The sequence below is a fragment of the Lysobacter sp. genome, assembly GCA_013141175.1.
GTDB lineage: Bacteria > Pseudomonadota > Gammaproteobacteria > Xanthomonadales > Xanthomonadaceae > Lysobacter_I.
Map to the genome: position 1 here is coordinate 2,459,117 of JABFRN010000001.1, position 19,963 is coordinate 2,479,079.

15 protein-coding genes are annotated in these 19,963 nt (G+C 65.0%); 9 read left to right on the plus strand and 6 right to left on the minus strand.

Features of this window, described 5'->3' with window-relative positions; translation table 11 throughout:
* The first annotated feature begins 42 nt into the window (after positions 1 to 42).
* Both HOP03_10800 and clpB read left to right on the plus strand, forming a co-directional pair.
* Positions 43 to 1,008, plus strand: coding sequence for a tetratricopeptide repeat protein (locus HOP03_10800; protein NOT88661.1), 966 nt, complete (start codon positions 43 to 45; stop codon positions 1,006 to 1,008).
* A 124-nt stretch (positions 1,009 to 1,132) separates the two neighbouring features.
* Positions 1,133 to 3,712, plus strand: a complete 2,580-nt coding sequence (clpB, locus tag HOP03_10805; protein ID NOT88662.1) for an ATP-dependent chaperone ClpB — start codon at positions 1,133 to 1,135, stop codon at positions 3,710 to 3,712.
* Positions 3,713 to 3,758: 46 nt separating this feature from the next.
* On the opposite strand, the gene HOP03_10810 is transcribed toward clpB, so the two are convergent.
* The gene (locus HOP03_10810; GenBank protein NOT88663.1) at positions 3,759 to 4,424 is read right to left on the minus strand and encodes a DUF480 domain-containing protein; all 666 of its coding nucleotides are present in this window, start codon (positions 4,422 to 4,424) and stop codon (positions 3,759 to 3,761) included.
* Positions 4,425 to 4,566: 142 nt separating this feature from the next.
* Here HOP03_10810 and HOP03_10815 point away from each other — a divergent pair, with 142 nt between their 5' ends.
* Entirely contained in the window at positions 4,567 to 5,016 is a 450-nt protein-coding gene (locus HOP03_10815) for a hypothetical protein (GenBank protein NOT88664.1), read from the plus strand.
* 17 nt (positions 5,017 to 5,033) lie between these two features.
* Here HOP03_10815 and HOP03_10820 read toward each other — a convergent pair whose 3' ends face one another.
* Entirely contained in the window at positions 5,034 to 6,683 is a 1,650-nt protein-coding gene (locus HOP03_10820) for a Kef family K(+) transporter (GenBank protein ID NOT88665.1), read from the minus strand.
* 312 nt (positions 6,684 to 6,995) lie between these two features.
* Here HOP03_10820 and HOP03_10825 point away from each other — a divergent pair, with 312 nt between their 5' ends.
* Positions 6,996 to 7,313 (plus strand): hypothetical protein, encoded by a 318-nt coding sequence (locus HOP03_10825; protein NOT88666.1) that lies wholly within the window; start codon positions 6,996 to 6,998, stop codon positions 7,311 to 7,313.
* Positions 7,314 to 7,478: 165 nt separating this feature from the next.
* Here HOP03_10825 and HOP03_10830 read toward each other — a convergent pair whose 3' ends face one another.
* A complete protein-coding gene (locus tag HOP03_10830; GenBank protein ID NOT88667.1) occupies positions 7,479 to 9,899 on the minus strand; it encodes a TonB-dependent receptor in 2,421 nt (806 codons plus the stop codon).
* 189 nt (positions 9,900 to 10,088) lie between these two features.
* On the opposite strand from HOP03_10830, the gene HOP03_10835 reads away from it, so the two are divergent.
* A complete protein-coding gene (locus tag HOP03_10835) occupies positions 10,089 to 11,957 on the plus strand; it encodes an ABC-F family ATP-binding cassette domain-containing protein (protein ID NOT88668.1) in 1,869 nt (622 codons plus the stop codon).
* A gap of 124 nt (positions 11,958 to 12,081) precedes the next feature.
* Here HOP03_10835 and HOP03_10840 read toward each other — a convergent pair whose 3' ends face one another.
* Positions 12,082 to 14,400 (minus strand): glycogen-debranching protein, encoded by a 2,319-nt coding sequence (locus tag HOP03_10840; GenBank protein ID NOT88669.1) that lies wholly within the window; start codon positions 14,398 to 14,400, stop codon positions 12,082 to 12,084.
* A 189-nt stretch (positions 14,401 to 14,589) separates the two neighbouring features.
* Between HOP03_10840 and HOP03_10845 the strand changes: the two genes are divergently transcribed.
* Both HOP03_10845 and HOP03_10850 read left to right on the plus strand, forming a co-directional pair.
* Positions 14,590 to 14,922 carry a zinc ribbon domain-containing protein gene (locus HOP03_10845; protein NOT88670.1) on the plus strand — a complete coding sequence of 111 codons (333 nt, stop codon included), beginning with the start codon at positions 14,590 to 14,592 and terminating at the stop codon, positions 14,920 to 14,922.
* Positions 14,923 to 14,933: 11 nt separating this feature from the next.
* The gene (locus HOP03_10850) at positions 14,934 to 15,545 is read left to right on the plus strand and encodes a hypothetical protein (GenBank protein NOT88671.1); all 612 of its coding nucleotides are present in this window, start codon (positions 14,934 to 14,936) and stop codon (positions 15,543 to 15,545) included.
* Positions 15,546 to 15,612: 67 nt separating this feature from the next.
* On the opposite strand, the gene HOP03_10855 is transcribed toward HOP03_10850, so the two are convergent.
* Positions 15,613 to 16,275 (minus strand): DUF3011 domain-containing protein, encoded by a 663-nt coding sequence (locus tag HOP03_10855; GenBank protein ID NOT88672.1) that lies wholly within the window; start codon positions 16,273 to 16,275, stop codon positions 15,613 to 15,615.
* A gap of 56 nt (positions 16,276 to 16,331) precedes the next feature.
* The gene (locus HOP03_10860; GenBank protein ID NOT88673.1) at positions 16,332 to 17,477 is read right to left on the minus strand and encodes a DUF3011 domain-containing protein; all 1,146 of its coding nucleotides are present in this window, start codon (positions 17,475 to 17,477) and stop codon (positions 16,332 to 16,334) included.
* A 148-nt stretch (positions 17,478 to 17,625) separates the two neighbouring features.
* Here HOP03_10860 and aspS point away from each other — a divergent pair, with 148 nt between their 5' ends.
* Both aspS and HOP03_10870 read left to right on the plus strand, forming a co-directional pair.
* Positions 17,626 to 19,392, plus strand: coding sequence for an aspartate--tRNA ligase (aspS, locus tag HOP03_10865; protein ID NOT88674.1), 1,767 nt, complete (start codon positions 17,626 to 17,628; stop codon positions 19,390 to 19,392).
* Entirely contained in the window at positions 19,389 to 19,934 is a 546-nt protein-coding gene (locus HOP03_10870; protein NOT88675.1) for a hypothetical protein, read from the plus strand. Before aspS ends, HOP03_10870 begins: the two co-directional genes overlap by 4 nt.
* Positions 19,935 to 19,963: the final 29 nt, after the last annotated feature.

Sequence of the window (19,963 nt, forward strand, 5' to 3'; positions counted from 1 at the left end):
CGGTTGCTAGAGTCGCCCATCCTCCGTCGTCGAGACACCATCATGCGCACAGCGCGTTTCGTTCTTCCCGTACTGCTGATCGCGGCGTGCGCCGCTCCGCTCGCGATCGCCAGGACATTGCCCGAAGTGCAGTCGATGGTGGAGGCGAAGGCCTCGGGCGCGCTCGCCGCCGCTGAAGCATTGGCCAAAGAGTCGCCGAACGATGCCAGCGCCTGGGTGGTGCTGACGCGCGCGCGCCTACAGGCGAAACAGGCCGAGAAAGCCATCGCGGCCGGCGAAAAAGCCACCGCGCTCGGCCCGAAGAACGCGCAGGCGTTCTATTGGCTGGGCAACGCCTACGGCAACCGCATCGGCGAAGTCGGGATGCTGTCGAAGATGACGATGGCGCCGAAACTGCGCGATGCCTTCGAGCAGGCGGTGAAGCTCGATCCCGCATTGGTCGATGCGCGCAGTTCGTTGATCGAGTTCTATCTGCAGGCGCCGGGCGCGATCGGAGGCGGCATCGACAAGGCGCGCGCGCAGGCGGCCACGATCGGCAAATACGACCGTGCGAAAGGATTGATGGCGCAGGCGCGCATCGCCATGCACGAAAAGAAGCCGGCCGAAGCATTGAAGGCCTACGAAAGCGCCTACGCGCTGAAGCCGAACGATGCCCAGCTCCGACTGTCGTTGATTCTGTTCTATCAGGAAGCCAAGCGTTGGAAAGAGGCTTACGCGATGGCGAAGCAGTGGACCGTCGACGAGCCGAAAAAAGGCAAACCGTGGTACCAGATCGGTCGTCTTGCTGCGGAATCCGGCCAGTATCTTGCTGAAGGCGAAGCCGCGTTGCGTACCTATCTGAAGCTCGGCCGCGAAACCGGCGACCCCGAGCCCAAGCATGCCCGTTATCGTCTCGGTCAGATTCTGGCGAAGGCCGGGCGCAAGGACGAAGCCCGCGCCGAGCTGCAGGCGGCGCTGAAGATCGATCCGGCGCTGAAGGAAGCCAAGGCCGCGCTCGCGGCGCTCTGACGGTCCGCCGCAACGCAGGCAGCGCGGTCCGTCCGACCGGCGGGCTTGGAATTCATGCACACAGCCCTCATCCCGTGAGCATCGCGGCCTCGCCGCTCTCTCTTGCGGAGTCCAGACCATGCGCATGGACAAGCTCACCTCGCGTTTCCAGCAGGCCATCGCCGACGCGCAGTCGCTGGCCGTCGGCCGCGACCACAACGTCATCGAACCGGTGCATCTGCTGGTCGCCCTGCTCGACCAGCAGGGCGGCGGTACGCGCCCGCTGCTGGCGCAGTCCGGTGTCAATGTGCCGGTGCTGCGCGAACGGCTCGGCGAAAGTCTCGAAAAGCTGCCGAAAGTGTCCGGCCAGGCCGGCAGCGTCAACGTCGGCAACGATCTCGCGCGGCTGCTCAACGTCACCGACAAGCTCGCGCAGCAGCGTGGCGATGCCTTCATCGCCAGCGAGCTGTTCGTACTGGCGGCGCTCGACGATGGCGGCGACACCGGTCGCGCGCTCAAAGCCGCGGGCGCGAACAAGCAGAAGCTCGAAACCGCGATCGATGCGATGCGCGGCGGCGAGAAAGTGCAGAGCGAGAACGCCGAGGAACAGCGTCAGGCGCTGGAGAAATACACGATCGATCTGACTGCGCGCGCCGAGTCCGGCAAGCTCGATCCGGTGATCGGTCGCGACGAGGAAATCCGCCGCACCATCCAGGTGCTGCAGCGACGCACCAAGAACAATCCGGTGCTGATCGGCGAGCCCGGCGTGGGCAAGACCGCGATCGTCGAAGGCCTGGCGCAGCGCATCATCAACGGCGAAGTGCCGGAAGGTCTGAAGGGCAAGCGCGTGCTCTCGCTGGACATGGGCGCCTTGATCGCCGGTGCGAAATTCCGCGGCGAATTCGAAGAGCGCCTGAAAGCCGTGTTGAACGATCTGGCCAAGAACGAGGGCCAGATCATCCTGTTCATCGACGAGCTGCACACGATGGTCGGCGCGGGCAAGGCCGAAGGTTCGATGGATGCCGGCAATATGCTGAAGCCTGCGCTGGCGCGCGGCGAACTGCACTGCATCGGTGCGACCACCCTGGACGAATACCGCAAATACGTCGAGAAGGACGCGGCGCTGGAACGTCGTTTCCAGAAAGTGTTCGTCGGCGAACCCAGTGTCGAAGACACCATCGCGATCCTGCGCGGGCTGAAGGAACGCTACGCGGTGCATCACGGCGTCGAGATCACCGATCCGGCGATCGTTGCGGCGGCGACGCTGTCCCATCGCTACATCGCGGACCGCCAGCTGCCGGACAAGGCCATCGATCTGATGGACGAGGCCGCGTCGCGCATCCGCATGGAGATCGACAGCAAACCCGAAGAACTCGACCGCAAGGAGCGCCGGCTGATCCAGCTCAAGATCCAGCGCGAGGCCTTGAAGAAAGAGAAGGACGATGCGTCGAAGCAGCGGCTGGCCGATCTGGAAGCGGAGATCGCCACGCTGGAACGTGCGTTCAACGATCTGGAAGAAATCTGGAAAGCCGAGAAAGCGGTGGTGCAGGGCACGACCAGGCTCAAGGAACAGGTCGAAGCCGCGAAACTCGAACTCGAAGCCGCGCAGCGCCGCCAGGACTACGCGAAGATGAGCGAAATCCAGTACGGGCGCATGCCGGAACTCGACAAGCAGCTGAAAGCCGCACAGGAGGCCGAGACCCAGGGCTTCACGCTGCTGCAGGACAAGGTCACCGAAGAGGAAATCGCCGAAGTGGTGTCGCGCTGGACCGGCATCCCGGTCAGCAAGATGCTGGAAGGCGAGCGCGACAAACTGCTGAAGATGGAGCAGATGATCGGCGCGCGCGTGGTCGGGCAGGCCGAAGCGATCAAAGTGGTCTCAGATGCGGTCCGCCGTACGCGCGCCGGTCTCAGCGATCCGGATCGCCCCAGCGGCTCGTTCCTGTTTCTGGGCCCGACCGGCGTGGGCAAGACCGAACTGTGCAAGGCGCTGGCCGATTTCCTGTTCGACTCCACCGATGCGATGGTGCGCATCGACATGAGCGAGTTCATGGAAAAACACGCGGTGAGCCGTCTGGTCGGCGCACCTCCGGGCTATGTCGGCTACGAGGAAGGCGGCTATCTCACCGAAGCGGTGCGCCGCCGGCCGTACAGCGTCATCCTGCTGGATGAAGTCGAGAAAGCGCATACGGACGTGTTCAACATCCTGCTGCAGGTGCTCGACGACGGACGCCTCACCGACGGCCAGGGCCGCACCGTGGATTTCCGCAACACCGTGATCGTGATGACCTCGAATCTCGGCTCGCAGATGATCCAGGAGATGTCGGACGACGACAGCGCCGAGAGTTACACGAAGATGAAGGCGGCGGTGATGGGCGTGGTGCAGGCGCATTTCCGCCCGGAGTTCATCAACCGGCTCGACGACATCGTGGTATTCCATCCGCTCGACAAGGCGCAGATCCGCAGCATCGCGAAGATCCAGCTGCGAGGACTCGAAAAGCGCCTCGCCGAGCGTGGCATCCGCATCGAACTGTCGGAGAAGGCCTTCGACCTGCTGGGCAATATCGGCTTCGATCCTGTGTACGGCGCGCGCCCGTTGAAACGTGCGATCCAGCACCAGCTCGAGAACCCGCTGGCGCAGAAGATCCTCGGCGGCGATTACGGCAACGGCGATCTCGTACGCGTGGATGCCGAAGGCGGCGCGCTGGTGTTCGGGAAAGCGTGACGCGTCGTGTCGGCATCGTTCACGGTGCCGACACGGGATTGGAATGTCAGTCCGCGGTTCCGCCGGCATTCGCTTCCAGCACCGCCACCCGCGCCTCCAGCGCATCGATGCGCGCCAGCAGCGCATCCATCGCATCGCTGTCGTGCGTGCGCGACGATGAATTCTCGGCGCTGCGCTCGGGCATCACCGGTTCGCCGCACAGCAGTTGCGCATAGCGGTCTTCGCGCTGGCCGCCGCCGCGCGGCAGCCGGCGCACCATCGGCATGTCGCGCTCGGCCAGACGTTCCAGGGTGTGGCGCACATCGTCGATATCGGCGAAGCGGTGCTGGCGTTCGCTGCGCGTGAGCAGTTCGTGCAGGGTCTGTGGGCCGCGCAGCATCAGCAGCGAGAGCAGGCAGGTTTGCGCGGGCGTGAGGTCGAGCACCTTGTCCATGCGATGCAGGTAGCGTTCGCTGCGGGCGCCGTATTCGGATTTGACCAGGCCGCGCACTTCCATCTGGCGCAGCGCGTGGCCGACATCGCCCGGCATCAGATTCATGGTCGGCTCGCGCGCGGTCTTCTGGTTGCAGGCGAGGACGACGTTGTTGAGCGTGAGCGGGTAGACGTCGGGCGTGGTCGCGGCTTTCTCGACCAGACTGCCGAGGATGCGCGCCTCGGTCGGCGTCAGGCGTGGGGTGGCGGTGTCGTCGGTGCGTTCTGAGGGCGTGTCCATCGTGTATCCAGATGCAAGTTGCAATGATTCTAACGACTTGTTGCCGCATTCATCTGCGCGGGTGCATGCTCGCTGCGGCGCTCGAACGCGGTGGCGATGCCCGGCCGCTGGGCGGCGATCCGATCCTACGTGGAGATTTCCCATGCGAAAGACTGTGCGAACCCATTCGATCCGCGGCTTGGCGCTGTGCCTCGCGCTGGCCGCAGCACCGGCGGCCATGGCCGGCGACATCACCTGCAAGATGACCTACAGCCTGTCCGGCTGGTCCGCTTTCTACAAAACCGCGTCCGGCACCGGCACCGTGAGCTGCAGCAACGGTCAGCGCATGTCGGTGAAGATCGAGACCAAGGGCGGCGGTCTCACCTTCGGCAAATACAGGATCCGCAACGGCTTCGGCCAGTTCGCCAATGTCGACGATATCCGCGATGTGCTCGGCAGCTACGCCACCGCCGAAGCCCACGCCTCCGCCGAGAACAGCGCATCCGCGCAGGCGATGACCAACGGCAAGGTGTCGCTGGCGCTGTCGGGCAAGGGCAAGGGCTGGTCGCTCGGCGTGGCGTTCAGCCGGTTCGCGATCGAGGCCGGCGGCTGACATCACGCGGAAGCGCTTCAACGACCGCCGATGGTTGGCTGCGGGCGCCGGTAAGGCGGCGCCGACATCACCATTTCGACGAGCGAATGCGCCAGCGCATGCTCGGCGAGGATCGCGGCGTCCGCGCCGCGTTCCAGCAGATGCTTCACCGCCGCGTCGCTGTGCGCGCGCGCCAGCACCGGAATCGGTGTATCGCATTGTTTGAGTCGTTTCGCGACCTTGCCGGCTTCCAGCGGGTCGGGAATGGTCAGCACCGCCAGCGCCGCGCGTTCCGGCATCGCTTCGGCGAGCACATCGTCGTCGGCGGCATTGCCGCGGATCGCCCGGTATCCGGCGGTGCGCGCGGTCTCGACGCGATCGGTGTCCGTATCGATGACCACGAAGGGTACGTCTGCGCGGGTCAGCAGCTCGGCGAGCTTGATGCCGACGCGTCCATAGCCGATCAGCAGGACATGACGCATCGGTGGCGCTGCCGGCGCATCGGCCGCGATCTTCGCTTCGGCGCGCGCGCGGCGGCGCGCCAGCAGCGCGAACAGCAATGGGTTGAGCATGATCGAGAGGATCGCGCCCGCCAGCACGAGGTCGCGTGTCTCGGGCGACATCAACTCCAGAGAGACACCGAGGCCGATCAGGATGAACGAGAATTCGCCGATCTGTGCGAGGCTGGCGGCGATGGTCAGCGCGATCTCGTTGGATTTGCCCAGCATCCGCACCATGGTCCACGCCGCCAGGGATTTGCCGATCATGATGATCGCCAGGGTTTCCAGCACTTCGAGCGGGTGTTCGATCAGGATACCGGGGTCGAACAGCATGCCGACCGACACGAAGAACAGCACTGCGAACGCATCGCGCAGCGGCAGCGAGTCCTCGGCCGCCTTGTGCCCGAACGGCGATTCGTTGAGCAGCATGCCGGCGAAGAACGCGCCCAGTGCGAACGAGACCCCGAACAGTTCCGCTGCGCCGAATGCCACGCCCATCGCGCAGGCCAGCACGCACAGCGTGAACAGTTCGCGCGAGCCGGTGTCGGCCACGCGCTCCAGCACCCGGGGCAATACGCGGCGACCGACGATCAACATCAGGGCGATGAATCCACCGACCTTGAGCGAAGTCGCCAGCAGGACTTTGCCGAGTCCTTCGCCGTCATCGTTGCCGGCCAGGGCCGGCACCAGTACCAGTGCGAGCACCATCGCCAGATCTTCGACGATCAGCCAGCCCACCGCGATGCGGCCGCGTTCGCTGTCGAGCATGCGCCCGCTCTCCAGCGCGCGCAGCAGCACGACGGTGCTGGCGACCGACAGCGAAAGTCCAAAGAGGATGCTCTGCGGATGCGGCCAGCCGAGCCGCCAGCCGAGGAACCAGCCCATCGCGGTGGCGACGCTCATCTGCACGATCGCGCCGGGCATGGCGAGATTGCGCACGGCGATCAGGTCGCGCAGCGAGAAGTGCAGGCCCACGCCGAACATCAGCAGGATCACGCCGATCTCGGCCAGTTGCGGCGCGAGCGTCTGGTCGCCGACGAAGCCGGGCGTGTGCGGGCCGACCAGCACGCCGGCGATCAGGTAGCCGACGATCGGGGAGAGGCGCAGGCGTTGTGCCAGCAATCCGAACACGAAAGCCAGTACGAATCCGATGCATAGGATGGCGATGAGGGAGGTGTGGTGCGGCATCGGGGCAGTATGCGTGATTGTCGACGACTCATGGTGAGTGGGTAAGGCCTTGAATCTTTTTCGCGCTGGTGCGCGAGTTACTTTCTTTGGCGCAAAGAAAGTAACCAAAGAAACACTTCACGTCCAATTCAAACCTGCCTTCTGAGGCGAAGCCGGGATTTTTCGATGAGACATCCTTGTCTCATCGAAAAACGATGCACATCCTGTGCATCGCCCTCCGGGTCTACGATTGCGGTCCGACAGTGCGGTGGTTTGGATATCTGTAGGACGAAGGAGATTCCGGGTGCTCACGCGAAAAATGCGTGTGGCTGCGTGACAGCTTCAATTCAAAACAAACAGAACGCCGATCAAAGCGGCGGAACGATCGATTGCAGCGCAGCAGATGGCCATCGTCCCCGAAATCGTGCAGACGTAGTGCGCTATCCCTTGATTGGAGACCCGGAGGGCGGCGCACAGGACGTGCGCCGTTTTTCGATGAGGCAGGACGCCTCATCGAAAAATCCCGACTTCACCTCAGACGGCAGGTTTGAATTGGATTTGAAGTGTTTCTTTGGTTACTTTCTTTGCGCCAAAGAAAGTAACTCGCGCACCAGCGCGAAAAAGATTCAAGGCGTTACCCTCACGCCATGAGTCGCCGACATCCGCTGCGCTGCGAGATTCGATGGGCGCTACTGTCGAAGCGACGTCAAATATCGACCCGCCAAATCCAAAAGAAAAAATGCCAGTCAGACAAGTCTGACTGGCATTCCGGCATCATCGAAAGTCCCCGCTTTCAGCGAACAACCAACCGGTCGATCACCACTTGTACCCGATGCGTGCATACACATACGCGCCGTTGAAACCGTTCGGCGAACTCGCGCTGTACGGCAACTGCCCGTTGGTCGAGTTCGCGAACAGCACCTCATCCGGATAATCGTTCAGCACATTGTCCGCACCGAGCGTGAAGTCCCAGTTGCGGTACGCATAACTGCCGGAGAGGTCCAGCGCCCACTGCGGATCGAAGGTCTGGTCCCGCGACGTGTCGGCCGGATTGTTGCCGAACAGAACGCTGAACTCGCCGTAGCGCGTGGCATTGGCGCCGAAGCTCCAGTTGCCGAGTTTGTACAGGCCGCCGAGCTGGAACTTGTCGCGCGGCGCACCCACGGTGAGCCGGCCCACTTCGACGCGACCGATGCGCACTGCGGTCGGATCGATCGCGGCCAGCGCCGTCGGGTTCGGTGCGATCCGCTCGACCGTGGTCTTGTTGTAGTTGTAGCCGGCGGTGAGGTCGAGGCTGCCGCTGCCGATGCCCCAGCGATACGTAGCGATGATGTCGACGCCCTTGGTGCTGGTGTCGATCGCATTGGTGAAGTAGCGCCCGCCGCCCAGCGCCGGATCGACGTTGGCGTTGAGGTAGGCGCGCACTGCGGCCGAGGTGAGGTTCTCCGACAGCATGATCCGGTCGTCGATGTCGATGCGGTAGGCGTCGACGGTGACGTACAGATTGTCGATCGGCTGCAGCACCAGGCCGAGGCTGAGATTCTTCGATTCCTCGGCCTTCAACGGTTCGGCGCCGAGCGCGACCGCCGCCGCATCGTTCACGCGGAAGGTACGGATGTCGAACGGCACGCCGCCGATGAAATTGGTCGCGGTGGAACGGAAGAACTGCTGCTGCAGCGACGGCGCGCGGAAGCCGGTGGAGACCGTGCCGCGCAGCGCGACCTTGTCGCTGAAGTCGTAACGCGCCGAGACCTTGCCCGAGGTGGTGTCGCCGAAGTCGCTGTAGTCCTCGGCGCGCACCGCAAGACCGAGATTGAACTTGTCGGTCACGTTCGCTTCGAGATCGAGATACGCGGCGTAGCTTTCGCGGTTGAAGTCGCCGGCATCATCGGGGCGGAAGCCCGGGAAGACCTGCGAGCCCGACGGTGCCGGCACGCCGCCCGGCAGCAGTGCGCCGCCGTTGACGTAGGACGCGAGTTCGCCCGCGCCCTGCTGGAAGTCTTCGCCGCGCCATTCCATGCCCCAGGCCACGTTCAGCGGCGACGACAGCCAGCTCACGTCGAAGCCGCGACTCACATCGAGGTTCAGCAGGTGCTGGCTGATTTCCAGGGCGCCGGCGTAGAAATTCCGCTGCGAGGTCGGGCCGATGCTGCGGTTGAGGCTGTTTTCGACGCCGAAACTCAGATCGTTGTTGCCGTAGTTGTAGCTGAGGTCGACATCCCAATCGAGCACGGTCAGGCCGCGCAGGCCGATCACGGCGGCGCGGTCCTCGGCGATGTTGCGGATCTGCGGCAGGAAGCCGTCGGGATAGATCGCCGGGATGTTGCGGGTGTCGAGCGCGGGGCGGAAGAAGCCGTTCGACAGCGCGTCGCGGCGGCTGGCGTTGGCGAAGCCGTAGAGGGTCAGCGCATCGTTGATCGTGAGTTCGGCGTTCGCGGACACCGCGAACTGGTCGATTTCCGGATCGCCGTAACGCTGCACGACGACGCCCGGCGGCGGCGCGGTGACCGGACGCACGATCACGCCCGGCGCCAGCACGTACGGACGCGCGCGATCGGTCTGGTCCTGGTTGCGCGCTTCGGCGGCGAGATGCAGCGCACCGCTTTCGCCGAGCTTGATGCCGACATCGCCCGCGAGCTGCGCGCTGCGGCCGTCGCCGGCGCTGTACTGGCCGGCATTCGCGGAAAGGCTGCCGCCGTGATCGCTGCCCTTGAGCACGATATTGATGACGCCGGCGATGGCGTCGGAGCCGTACTGCGCCGAGGCGCCGTCGCGCAGCACTTCGACGCGCTGGATCGCGGAAATCGGAATGGCGTTGAGGTCGACCGGCGACGAGCCGCGGCCCTGGCTGCCGTTGAGGTTGATCAGTGCGGTGGTGTGGCGGCGCTTGCCGTTCACCAGAACCAGCACCTGGTCGGGGGCGAGGCCGCGCAGCTGCGCGGGCCGCACCGCGTCGGTGCCGTCGGTGATGGCCGGGCGCGGGAAGTTCAGCGAGGGCAGGGCGCGCGACAGTGCGGTCGCCAGCTCGGTGGTGCCGGTGGCTTCCAGCGCCGCCGGGGTGATCACGTCGATCGGCGAGGGCGAGGACGCCACGGTGCGGGTCGCGGTGCGGGTCCCGGTGATGACCACGGTTTCCAGGGCGTCGCCGGCTTCCTGGGTTTCTTCGGGGGTCTGGGCGAGGGCCGGTGCTGCGGCGAGCGCCAGCAGCAGGCCGAGCGTGAGTGGATGTCGAGTCATGGTGCAATTCCTTGCGGGAGGGGAGGGAATGACGTTCATGGCGGTGTAACACGCGTCCGGGGAGGGGTCAAACGCTTGATCCGAATAAAGAGATGTCTCTGAACGCGCTTGTCGCCCCGGAATCGCAGTGCACGGCGTAAAATCGCCGGCCCGGTTGGTGTCCGCCGTGCTCCAGAGTCTTCCTGCCCGATGATTTCCTTCCGCAATTTCGCCCTCCGCCGGGGCGAGCGCCTGCTCTTGTCCGATGTCGACATGGCCCTGCATGCCGGCTGGCGGGTAGGCGTGGTCGGCCGCAATGGCGCCGGCAAGTCGTCCCTGTTCGCTGCGTTGATGCGGGAGATCGAGCCCGACAAGGGCGATCTGGACCTGCCCGGCAAGGCCCGGATCGCCAGCGTGGCCCAGGAAACCCCGTCGCTGCCCGACCCGGCGCTGGACTTCGTGCTGTCCGGCGATGTCGAGGTGCATGCAGCGGTACAGGCCGAGGCGAATGCGTTCGCGGCCGAAGACTGGGAAGCGGTGGCCGAAGCGCACCACCGGCTCGAAGAATTGAACGGCTACGACGCTGCGGCGCGCGCGGGTCGCCTGCTGCACGGCCTGGGCTTCCCGGCCGAAACGCATCCCAAGCCGGTGTCGGATTTCTCCGGCGGCTGGCGCGTGCGCCTGAACGTGGCGCGCGCGCTGATGATGCCCAGCGACCTGCTGCTGCTGGACGAACCCACCAACCATCTCGATCTCGACGCAGTGGTGTGGATGGAGGAATGGCTGCGCCGTTACGCGGGCACGCTGCTGGTGATCTCGCACGACCGCGAGTTCCTCGACAACGTCACCACGCATACGCTGCATCTGCACGAAGGCAAGGCCAAGCTCTACACCGGCAACTACACCGCCTTCGAGCGCCAGCGCGCCGAGCACCTGCGCCAGCAGAACATCGCCTTCGAGAAAGAACAGGCCGAACGCGCGCACCTGCAGAAGTTCATCGACCGCTTCAAGGCCAAAGCCAGCAAGGCCAAGCAGGCGCAGTCGCGGATGAAGCGCCTGGAAAAACTCGCCGGCACCGAAGCGGTGCGCGCCGAGCGCGAATTCCGGATCGACTTCCCGCAGCCGCTGAAACTGCCGCATGCGTTGATGCGTCTGAACGATGCGGACTGCGGGTATGGCGATGATGCGGTCATCCTGCACAACGTCGGTTTCGGCCTGGAGGCCGGCGACCGCATCGGCCTGCTCGGCGCGAACGGCGCCGGCAAATCGACGCTGGTGAAGACGCTGGTCGGAGAACTGCCGCTGCTGGCCGGCGAGCGCTACGCGCACCCGGATCTGCGGATCGGTTATTTCGCGCAGCACACGGTGGAGTCGCTGGTCTCGGGCACCTCTCCGCTCGATCATCTGCGCGAGCTGTCGCCCGATCTGCCCAATCAGGCGCTGCGCGATTTCCTCGGCAAGTGGTATTTCCCGGGCGAGCGCGCGTTCGAGAACATCGATTCGTTCTCCGGCGGCGAAAAAGCGCGACTCGCGCTGGCATTGATCGCATGGCGGCAGCCGAACGTGCTGCTGCTCGACGAACCCACCAACCATCTCGATCTGGACATGCGCGAAGCGCTGGCCGAAGCGCTCAGCGATTTCGATGGCGCGATCGTCATGGTCTCGCACGACCGTCACCTCATCGGCCTGGTCTGCGACAACTACGTGCGCGTCGCGGATGGTACGGTCGAACCCTTCGATGGCGATCTCGACGAATACGCCGCATGGTTGCGCACCCGAGCCAGCAGCGACCCGAAAAAAGCGGCGGCCAAACAGGCGGAGGCCGCGCCGCAGCCGGTCGCTGCGCCGGTCTCCACACCGGCGAAGAAAGGGTCGAAGCTCAATCCGCAGAAACTGGCGAAGGCCGAAACGCGCGTCGCCGAACTGGAAGCGCGGCTCGCGCGGATCGAAACCGAACTGGCCGCGCCAACGGCTTATGCCGACGGTGGCAAGCGCGCCACCGATCTCGGCCGTGAACAGCAGACGCTGCGCGGGCAGTTGGAAGCTGCCGAAGCGGAGTTGCTGGCGCTGTACGAATAGACCCGAATGGCGGAATCGCCTTCGGCGGTTCCGCGCCGCGCGGCTTCACGGCGGATGCAGCCTTGCCGCCCACTCCCGCACGCGGGAGTGGGCAGAGCGCGCAAACGCGCGCGCGGGTGAGGGCCTACTTCGCGATCAACACCAGCAGCGAGCGCGCTTCGACCCCGTACGTGGTCCATTCGCCGCCGATCAGCGCTTCGGCGCCCGGCAGGGCGACCGTGTTGGCGCCTTCGTTCCAGGTCGCGGTGTCGGTGACGCGATACCACTGCTTGCCGGTGCCCGGCCAAGGCAGGGTGAAGGTCACATTGCCCGACCAGCCGTTGTAGGCGACGTAGATCGCGCTGGCGCTGTCGCCGAACTCGCTGCCGTCGACGCGCCAGGCGATGGCGTGGTTGCCGGTGCTGTTGAAGTACGCGGCATCCGCCACCGCGCCGTCCGGTTTGAACCAGCGCATCTGCTCCATCACGTTGCCGTTGGTGTCGGTGCTGGCGTAGAAATTCAGCGGGCGCAGCGCCGGGTGCGCTTTGCGGAACGCGATCAGGCGGCGGGTGAAGGTCTCGTGGTTGGCCTCGATGGTGCTGCGCGTCCAGTACAGCCAGTTCGCGGGCGAGTCGAGGTTGTAGACGTTGTTGTTGCCGAACTGCGTGCGCAGGGCTTCGTCGCCGCCGGTCATCATCGGCACGCCGGCGCTGAGCATCATGAAGGCGGTGCCGGTGCGCGCGGCGCGGCGCTGGTCGATGACGATGCCGCCCTGGTTCCAACTGTGGTTGTTGTCGTCGCCGCCATCGGACGGACCATAGGGCCACGCCTGATTGTTCTGCTTGCTGTTGTAGGCGTACAGATCGTTCAGGGTGAAGCCGTCGTGGGCGACCATGAAGTTGACCGAGTTCCACGGCTTGCGGCCGTCGTCGCCGTAAAGATCGGACGAACCGGCGAAGCGCGAGGCCAGGGTGCCGGTGGTGACGACTTCGACGCCGAGCTGGTTCTGTTTCTTGCGCATCGCATCGCGATACAGGCCGTTCCACTCCGACCAGCCCGACGGGAAGCCGCCGACCTGATATGAATTGCCGCCGATCGCCCACGGTTCCGCGATCAGGTCCAGACCGCTGCCGCCGGCCGCCGCGCGCGGCGGCAGTTCGTTGACGATGCGGTTGAGCGCGTTGCCCGCGTCCATCTTGTCGAAGTTGAAGCAGCCGTGCTGGCAGGTGTTGCCGAGGACGGATGCGAGATCGAAGCGGAAGCCGTCGATGCCGATCACGTCGCGCCAGTGCGCCAGCGAATCGACGATCATGTTCTGGGCGATGGTGTTGCGGGTGTTGTAATTGCCGCCGACGCCGGTGTTGTCCCACGAATGCTGCAGATTGGCGGTGAGCGAGTAGTAGGTCGGGTTGTCCAGGCCGCGCCACGACATCACGTTGTAGACGGTGAGGCCATCGCTGCCGCCCCACGCGCCGCCTTCGCCGGTGTGGTTGTAGACCACGTCGATGTACACCTTGATGCCGGCATCGTGATACGCCTTCACCATCGCCTTGAATTCGCGGGTCGGGCCGCCTGCGGTCTTGTCCGAGGAATAGCGGCGGTCCGGCGCGAAGTAGTTGAGGGTCATGTAGCCCCAGTAGTTGTCGCCGCTGGTCGAATTGGGAGTCAGCTCGTTCTGGTCGTTCTGGGTTTCCTGCACCGGCAGGAATTCCACTGCGGTGACGCCCACCGCCGCGAGGTGCGCCGCCTTCAGCGCAGCGCCGGCATACGTGCCGCGCTGGAACAGCGGGATCGACGTGTCGTTCATGGTCAGGCCGCGCGGATGCACTTCATAGACGATATCGTCCTTGAACGCGCGCGTGGGCTTGGTGCCGAACGAAGTGGTGTCGTTGGCGAGCACGATGCCCTTGCTGGCGCAGGTGCCGCTGTCCTTGTTGCGATGGAGCGCGCCCGAGGCGTAAATGGTGCCGTCGGTGCAGGTCGCGGTGTTCGGGTCCTGGCTGATTTCGCGCGCGTACGGATCCAGCAGCAGCTTGTTCGGGTTGAAGCGATTGCCGCTGGCGTCGATGTCGGTGACGAAGCCGATCGCCGTGCCCTTGGTCCAGGTGGCGCTGTAGGTCCAGTTCGGGCCCCAGGCGCGATAGCCGTAGTACACCGGGCCGGTGATGCCGTACGTGGTCTTGAGGGTCGCGACCGACGCGGTTTTCGACCAGACGCTGGTCGCGGCGTCCTTGGTCATCACGTATTTGACGGCTTCCTGCGCGCCGGACGCGGTCTTGTAGATCCAGACCTCGATCCGCGTGGCCCGCGAGGAATAGACGCGGAAGGTGATGTTGGCCTGGGTGGCGTCGTACTTCGCACCGAGGTTCTGGGAATTGATGGCCGCTTCGGCGGCGCTCATGGGCAGCCATGCCAGCAGGGCCGCGAGCATCAGGCTGCCCGCCGCGCGAATCCAGTGTTGCATCGTTCGTCTCCTTTCGTGGGGTGCGCGCCGGGGTTGTCCGGGCGCACCGCACTATCGCCGGATGTGCGAACGCACATGGCCGCCGTGGGGCCGTCTGGAATCGTATTCATGGCCCGAGTTTGCATCTTCGGCATCCGGCCCCAGAATGGGGCCCAATCGCGACTGTCAATCGAGACGCCACGGAACGCCATGCCCATCTATGCCTTTGAATGCACTGCCTGCGGCCACCAGTTCGACCGGCTGCAGAAGATGTCCGACCCCGATCCGACCGACTGTCCCGAATGCGGCGCGACGCAGGTCAAGCGCCAGCTGACCGCACCATCGTTCCGCTTGTCCGGCAGCGGCTGGTACGAAACCGACTTCAAGAAGGACGGCGACAAGAAGCGGAACCTCACCGAAAAGGCCGACGCGCCGGCCTCCGGGGCGTCGGCCGACAGCGCGCCTGCGACGAAGGCTGCAGACCCTGCGCCGGCCGCCAAGCCCGCAGAGAGCAAGCCCGCTGCCAGCAAGCCGGCCGAATGACGCACATGCCGATGCGAGCGCGCAGGCTCGTCCCGTTGATCGCGCTGTGCCTGTTGTCGGCCTGCGCCAGCACCCCGTCCTCCTCCTCCGTGCCGGCGGACGCCTTCCTCGCCGCGTTGCGCAAGCACTGCGGGCAAGCGTTTTCGGGCCGGGTGCTCGCGGATACGCCTGCATCCGCGAACAGCGCATTCGCAGGCAAACCGCTGGTGATGCACGTTCGCGAATGCGGATCGGACACCCTCCGCGTCCCGTTCCACGTCGGCGACGACCGCTCGCGTACCTGGGTGTTGAGTCGCACCGCGAACGGGCTGCGCCTGAAGCACGATCACCGCCACGAGGACGGCACCTCCGACAAGGTGACGATGTACGGCGGCGACACCGCTGCGGCCGGCACCGCGCAGCGCCAAGCATTTCCGGTCGATGCCGAATCCATCGACAGCTTCCGCGCGAACGGCTTGACCGCGTCGGTCGAGAACACCTGGGCAATGGAAATCGAGCCGGGGCGTCGCTTCCTGTACGAACTCTCGCGTCCGAACGGCCGCCTGTTCCAGGTCGAATTCGACCTGAGCGCGCCGCTTCCGGCACCGCCTCCGCCTTGGGGCAACGAAGTACCGTTGCCCTGAAGCCGCCGATGCCCCGACACGAAGACGCCGCCCGGAGGCGGCGTCTTGATTCGATACGTGAACCGGCTCAGCGCAGGCCGAAGCGCGCCCGGCAACCTTCGTCCACCCACAGCCCCTGCTGCTTGTCGTAGCCCCAGGAACGACCCTGGGTGCAGGGCGATTTCGACAGCGTCTCCAGCAGGGTCGGCGTGCCGCGGCTGCGGTCCCACGGACAGGTCTGACGACGGCCGTTTTCGCTGCCACAGGTCGTGCTGTAGCGACCGCCGCTTTCGCCGACGCGGAATACGCCGCGACACCCCTTGTCCACCCAGATCGCGCCACCGCGCATGCCCCAGCTGCTGCCTTCGCGACACGGGGTGTCGGAGAGCTGCCGGATCAGGTCGGCATTGCCGTACAGATCCTTGCCGCAGCTCTTGCGACGACCGTCGCTGCTTTCGCACTTCACTTCCTTGCCGGCGTACTGCGGGCCGAACTCGGCGCGACAGCCTTTCTCCACCCAGACCTTGCCCGCCGTGGTGCCCCAGGTGCGGCCCTGCACGCAATCGGTGGCCGACATCTGCCGGATGAGCCGGGTCTGGCCGGGCCAGGGCGTGGCGCAGGTTTCGCGCCGGGCGTCCTTGCTTTCGCAGCGGATGCTGTCCTTGTCGCCGAATTGGGCGAAGGCGCTGGGCGCGGCGGAGCAGGCCGCTGCGGCGATCGCAAGGAGGAGAAGGGTTCTGATCTTGGGCATATCTGCAGACTCGTATCCGGTGGTGTGAGGGTGGGTCGCTGTGGCGATGATAGGCCTCAGCGGAGGCCGAAGCGTGCCCGGCAACCGTAGTTGACCCACAGTCCCGTGCGTTGGCTGTAGCCCCACGAATGACCTTGGGTGCACGGGCTGTCGGACAGTGTCTTCAACAATTGCGGCATGCCCCGATTGCGATCCCAGGCGCAGGGCGTGTATCGGCCGCCGGCGCTTTCGCAGGTCACCGTGTAGCCGGAACCATTGTCGTAGCCGTCGTTGCCGTAACCACCGTTGTTGTAGCCGCCGTTGTTGTAGACACCACCGTTGTCGACGACGCGGAACACCCCGCGGCAACCTTTGTCCACCCAGATCGAACCGTTGCGCAGGCCCCAGTTGCTGTTCTCGGTGCAGCGACGGTCCGACAGCTGTTGGACCAGGTCGGCGTTGCCGTAAAGATTGGTGCCGCACTGCTTGTAGCGGCCGTCGCTGCTTTCGCAGCGGACCTCCTTCGATACCGACTCGGCGGTCGGCACGAAGACGCCGCGACAGCCGCCGGTCACCCGGACTTCGCCGCGGCTGGACGACCAGTTCTGGCCGGCCACGCAAGGGGTGCCGGAGATCTGGCGCAGCAGGTCGGAGCTGCCGGGCCACGGTGTGGCGCAGGTGCGTGGCCGGCCATCGCTGCTTTCGCAGTTGATTTCGCCGCCGGCATTGCTGACCAGCGCGGAAAATTCGGCCCGGCAACCGCCGCTGACCCAGACCTGGCCACGGCTGGACGACCAGCTCTGGCCGGCGGTGCAGGGGCTGGTGGAAAGCTGTCGGGATAGGCGCGATTCGGTCTGCCACGGTGTGGGGCAGGTGCGCTGGCGGCCGTCGGTGCTTTCGCAGCGGACCGTTTCGCCGCTGTTGGCCGGAGGATAGCCGCCGGCGCCGGCGAGCGACTGCGCGATGTCGTTCTTGATCTGCTGGAAGGTCCAGTTCGACAGCCGGACCTGGTCCAGATAGAAACGCATCTGCTCTTCGGGGATGGTCCTGCCGCCGGACTGGTCGCTGTATTCCAGGCCGATGACCCGGCGCTGATCCGTCACCGGGAGTTCCCACACCCGTTCGGGCGCGTAGGCCTTGGCCTGGATCTGCTGCGCCGCCACCGGCAGGGCGCACAGGCCGAGCAGGGCGACGGCGAATACGCGGGTGAGCACACCTTTCATTTCAGACTCCTTGAACGTGGCGGACGATGACAGGTCTGGCGGGCGGGCGCAGGCAACGCGGCGTTCCGTCGACGCGTTCGGCCGCTGCAACCGCTAAAATGCGCGGCTGACCGGCAAGCGCCGGACGATCCTACACCCGGAGCCCCCCATGCGTACCCACTTCTGCGGCCTTGTCGACGAGGCGCTGACCGGCCAGACCGTCACTCTCTGCGGATGGGTCAACACCGCCCGCGTCCAGAGCCATCAGGTGTTCGTCGATCTCCGCGACCATGAGGGCATCGTGCAGGTGCTGATCGAAAGCGACCAGCCCGAACTGTTCAAGGCCGCCAGCGCCCTCGGCAACGAAGACTGCCTGCGCGTCACCGGCACCGTGCGTGCGCGGCATGCAGTGAACGACAAGATCCGGACCGGCCGGATCGAAATCATCCCGACCGCCATCGAGGTGCTGAACAAGGCCGAGCCGCTGCCGTTCCACGCCCACGAAAACGCAGGCGAGGAAACCCGGTTGAAGTACCGCTATCTCGATCTGCGCCGCCCCGAGATGCAGACGATGATGCGCACCCGCATCAAGCTGGTGCAGGCGCTGCGTCGTTGGCTGGACGCGCGCGGTTTCCAGGACATCGAAACCCCGATCCTCACCAAGGCCACGCCCGAGGGCGCGCGCGACTTCCTGGTCCCGGCGCGCATGCATCCGGGCGAGTTCTACGCGCTGCCGCAATCGCCGCAGTTGTTCAAGCAGATCCTGATGGTGGCGGGCTTCGACCGTTACTATCAGATCGCGCGCTGTTTCCGCGACGAAGCGCTGCGCGCCGACCGCCAGCTGGAATTCACCCAGCTCGACATGGAGTTCGCGTGGGTGGGCGAGCGCGACGTGCAGGACGCCACCGAAGCGATGATCCGCGAGATCTTCCGCGAAGTGATGGAGGTCGATCTCGGCGACTTCCCGCGAATGACCTACGCCGAAGCGATGCGTCGTTACGGTTCGGACAAGCCCGATCTGCGCAATCCGATGGAATTCACCGACATCGCCGAACTGGTGAAGACCTGCGAATTCAAGGTCTTCACCGACTGGGCGAATCATGAGGATGGCCGCGTGGTCGCGCTGCGCGCGCCGGGCGGCGCGGTGTTCTCGCGCAAACAGATCGACGACCTCGGCGCGCATGCCGCCAAGTACGGCGCCAAGGGCGTGGCGTGGATGAAGGTCGAAGATGTCGCCAAGGGCCGTGAAGGCATCAATTCGCCGATCGCCAAGTTCCTCGACGACGCGACGCTCGCCGCGATCGTCAAAGCCACCGGCGCGCAGAGCGGCGACGCGATCTTTTTCGGCGCGGCCACATATAAGACCGCCAGCGATTTCATGGGCGCGCTGCGCCTGAAACTCGGCAAGGATCTGAATCTGGTCGAAGCTTCATGGAAGCCGCTGTGGGTGACCGATTTCCCGATGTTCGAATGGGACGACGAAGCGCAGCGCTACGTCGCCCTGCATCATCCCTTCACCGCGCCTGCGGTGGACGACGAAGCCGATCTGCGCGCGAACGCGAAGACCGCCGTGTCGCGCGGCTACGACATGGTGCTCAACGGCAACGAGATCGGCGGCGGTTCGATTCGTATCCATCGCTCTTCGATGCAGTCGGCGGTGTTCGATCTGCTCGGCATCGGTCGCGAGGAAGCGGAGTTGAAGTTCGGTTTCCTGCTCGACGCGCTGCGCTACGGCGCACCGCCGCACGGCGGCATCGCCTTCGGCATCGACCGCATCGCCGCGCTGATGGCCGGCACCGAATCCATTCGCGACGTCATCGCCTTCCCCAAGACCACCTCCGCGCAGTGCCTGATGACCGGCGCGCCGTCGCCGATTCCGGACGTGCAGCTGGCCGAAGTGCATGTGCAGGTGCGACTTAAGGCGTCGGAACAATGAAAATCGCTTGCGTGCTGTCTCTTGGAATCATTGGCATAGGGAGCTTGACTCTTCCGGCAAGTCATGCGGCTGAAGCGGCCGGCATTAATCTGGTCGACGAATTCGTCAAGGTCTGTATTAATCAAGGGCCTGATCCGGATTTGATCGAGGCGTCGCTTGCGGCACGTGGCGTCAAGAAAGTTACATCGAGCGGGGCGGGTGCTGCAGGCGGAATCCCGGTACTCAGGCGTTACAAGGAGAAAAGAGTTGGCAATGCTTATTTGATCGCCCTGGATGAAAACGGTATGTGTTCAGTGTCGCAAGCGGGCGCGAATTTGCCGCAAGCGCAAGCGGATTTCAAAGAAGCTGTCGAGAAGGCACATCCCGATTTTCGAATCAGCCCAACTCAGGACACGCGGCGGAAGGGGAATGGTCGGCTGGTGGCTGGTTATCTTCTTGAAACGAAAAACGACACGCCCGCCTTCAAAATAGTGCTTACAGCGTACAAGCGCGCTACGGGCGAGGAAGTCTTGTTCATTACTCGCTACTACGTGCATTTCTGATATGCCTTCCATTCCGTTTCGCATATCGA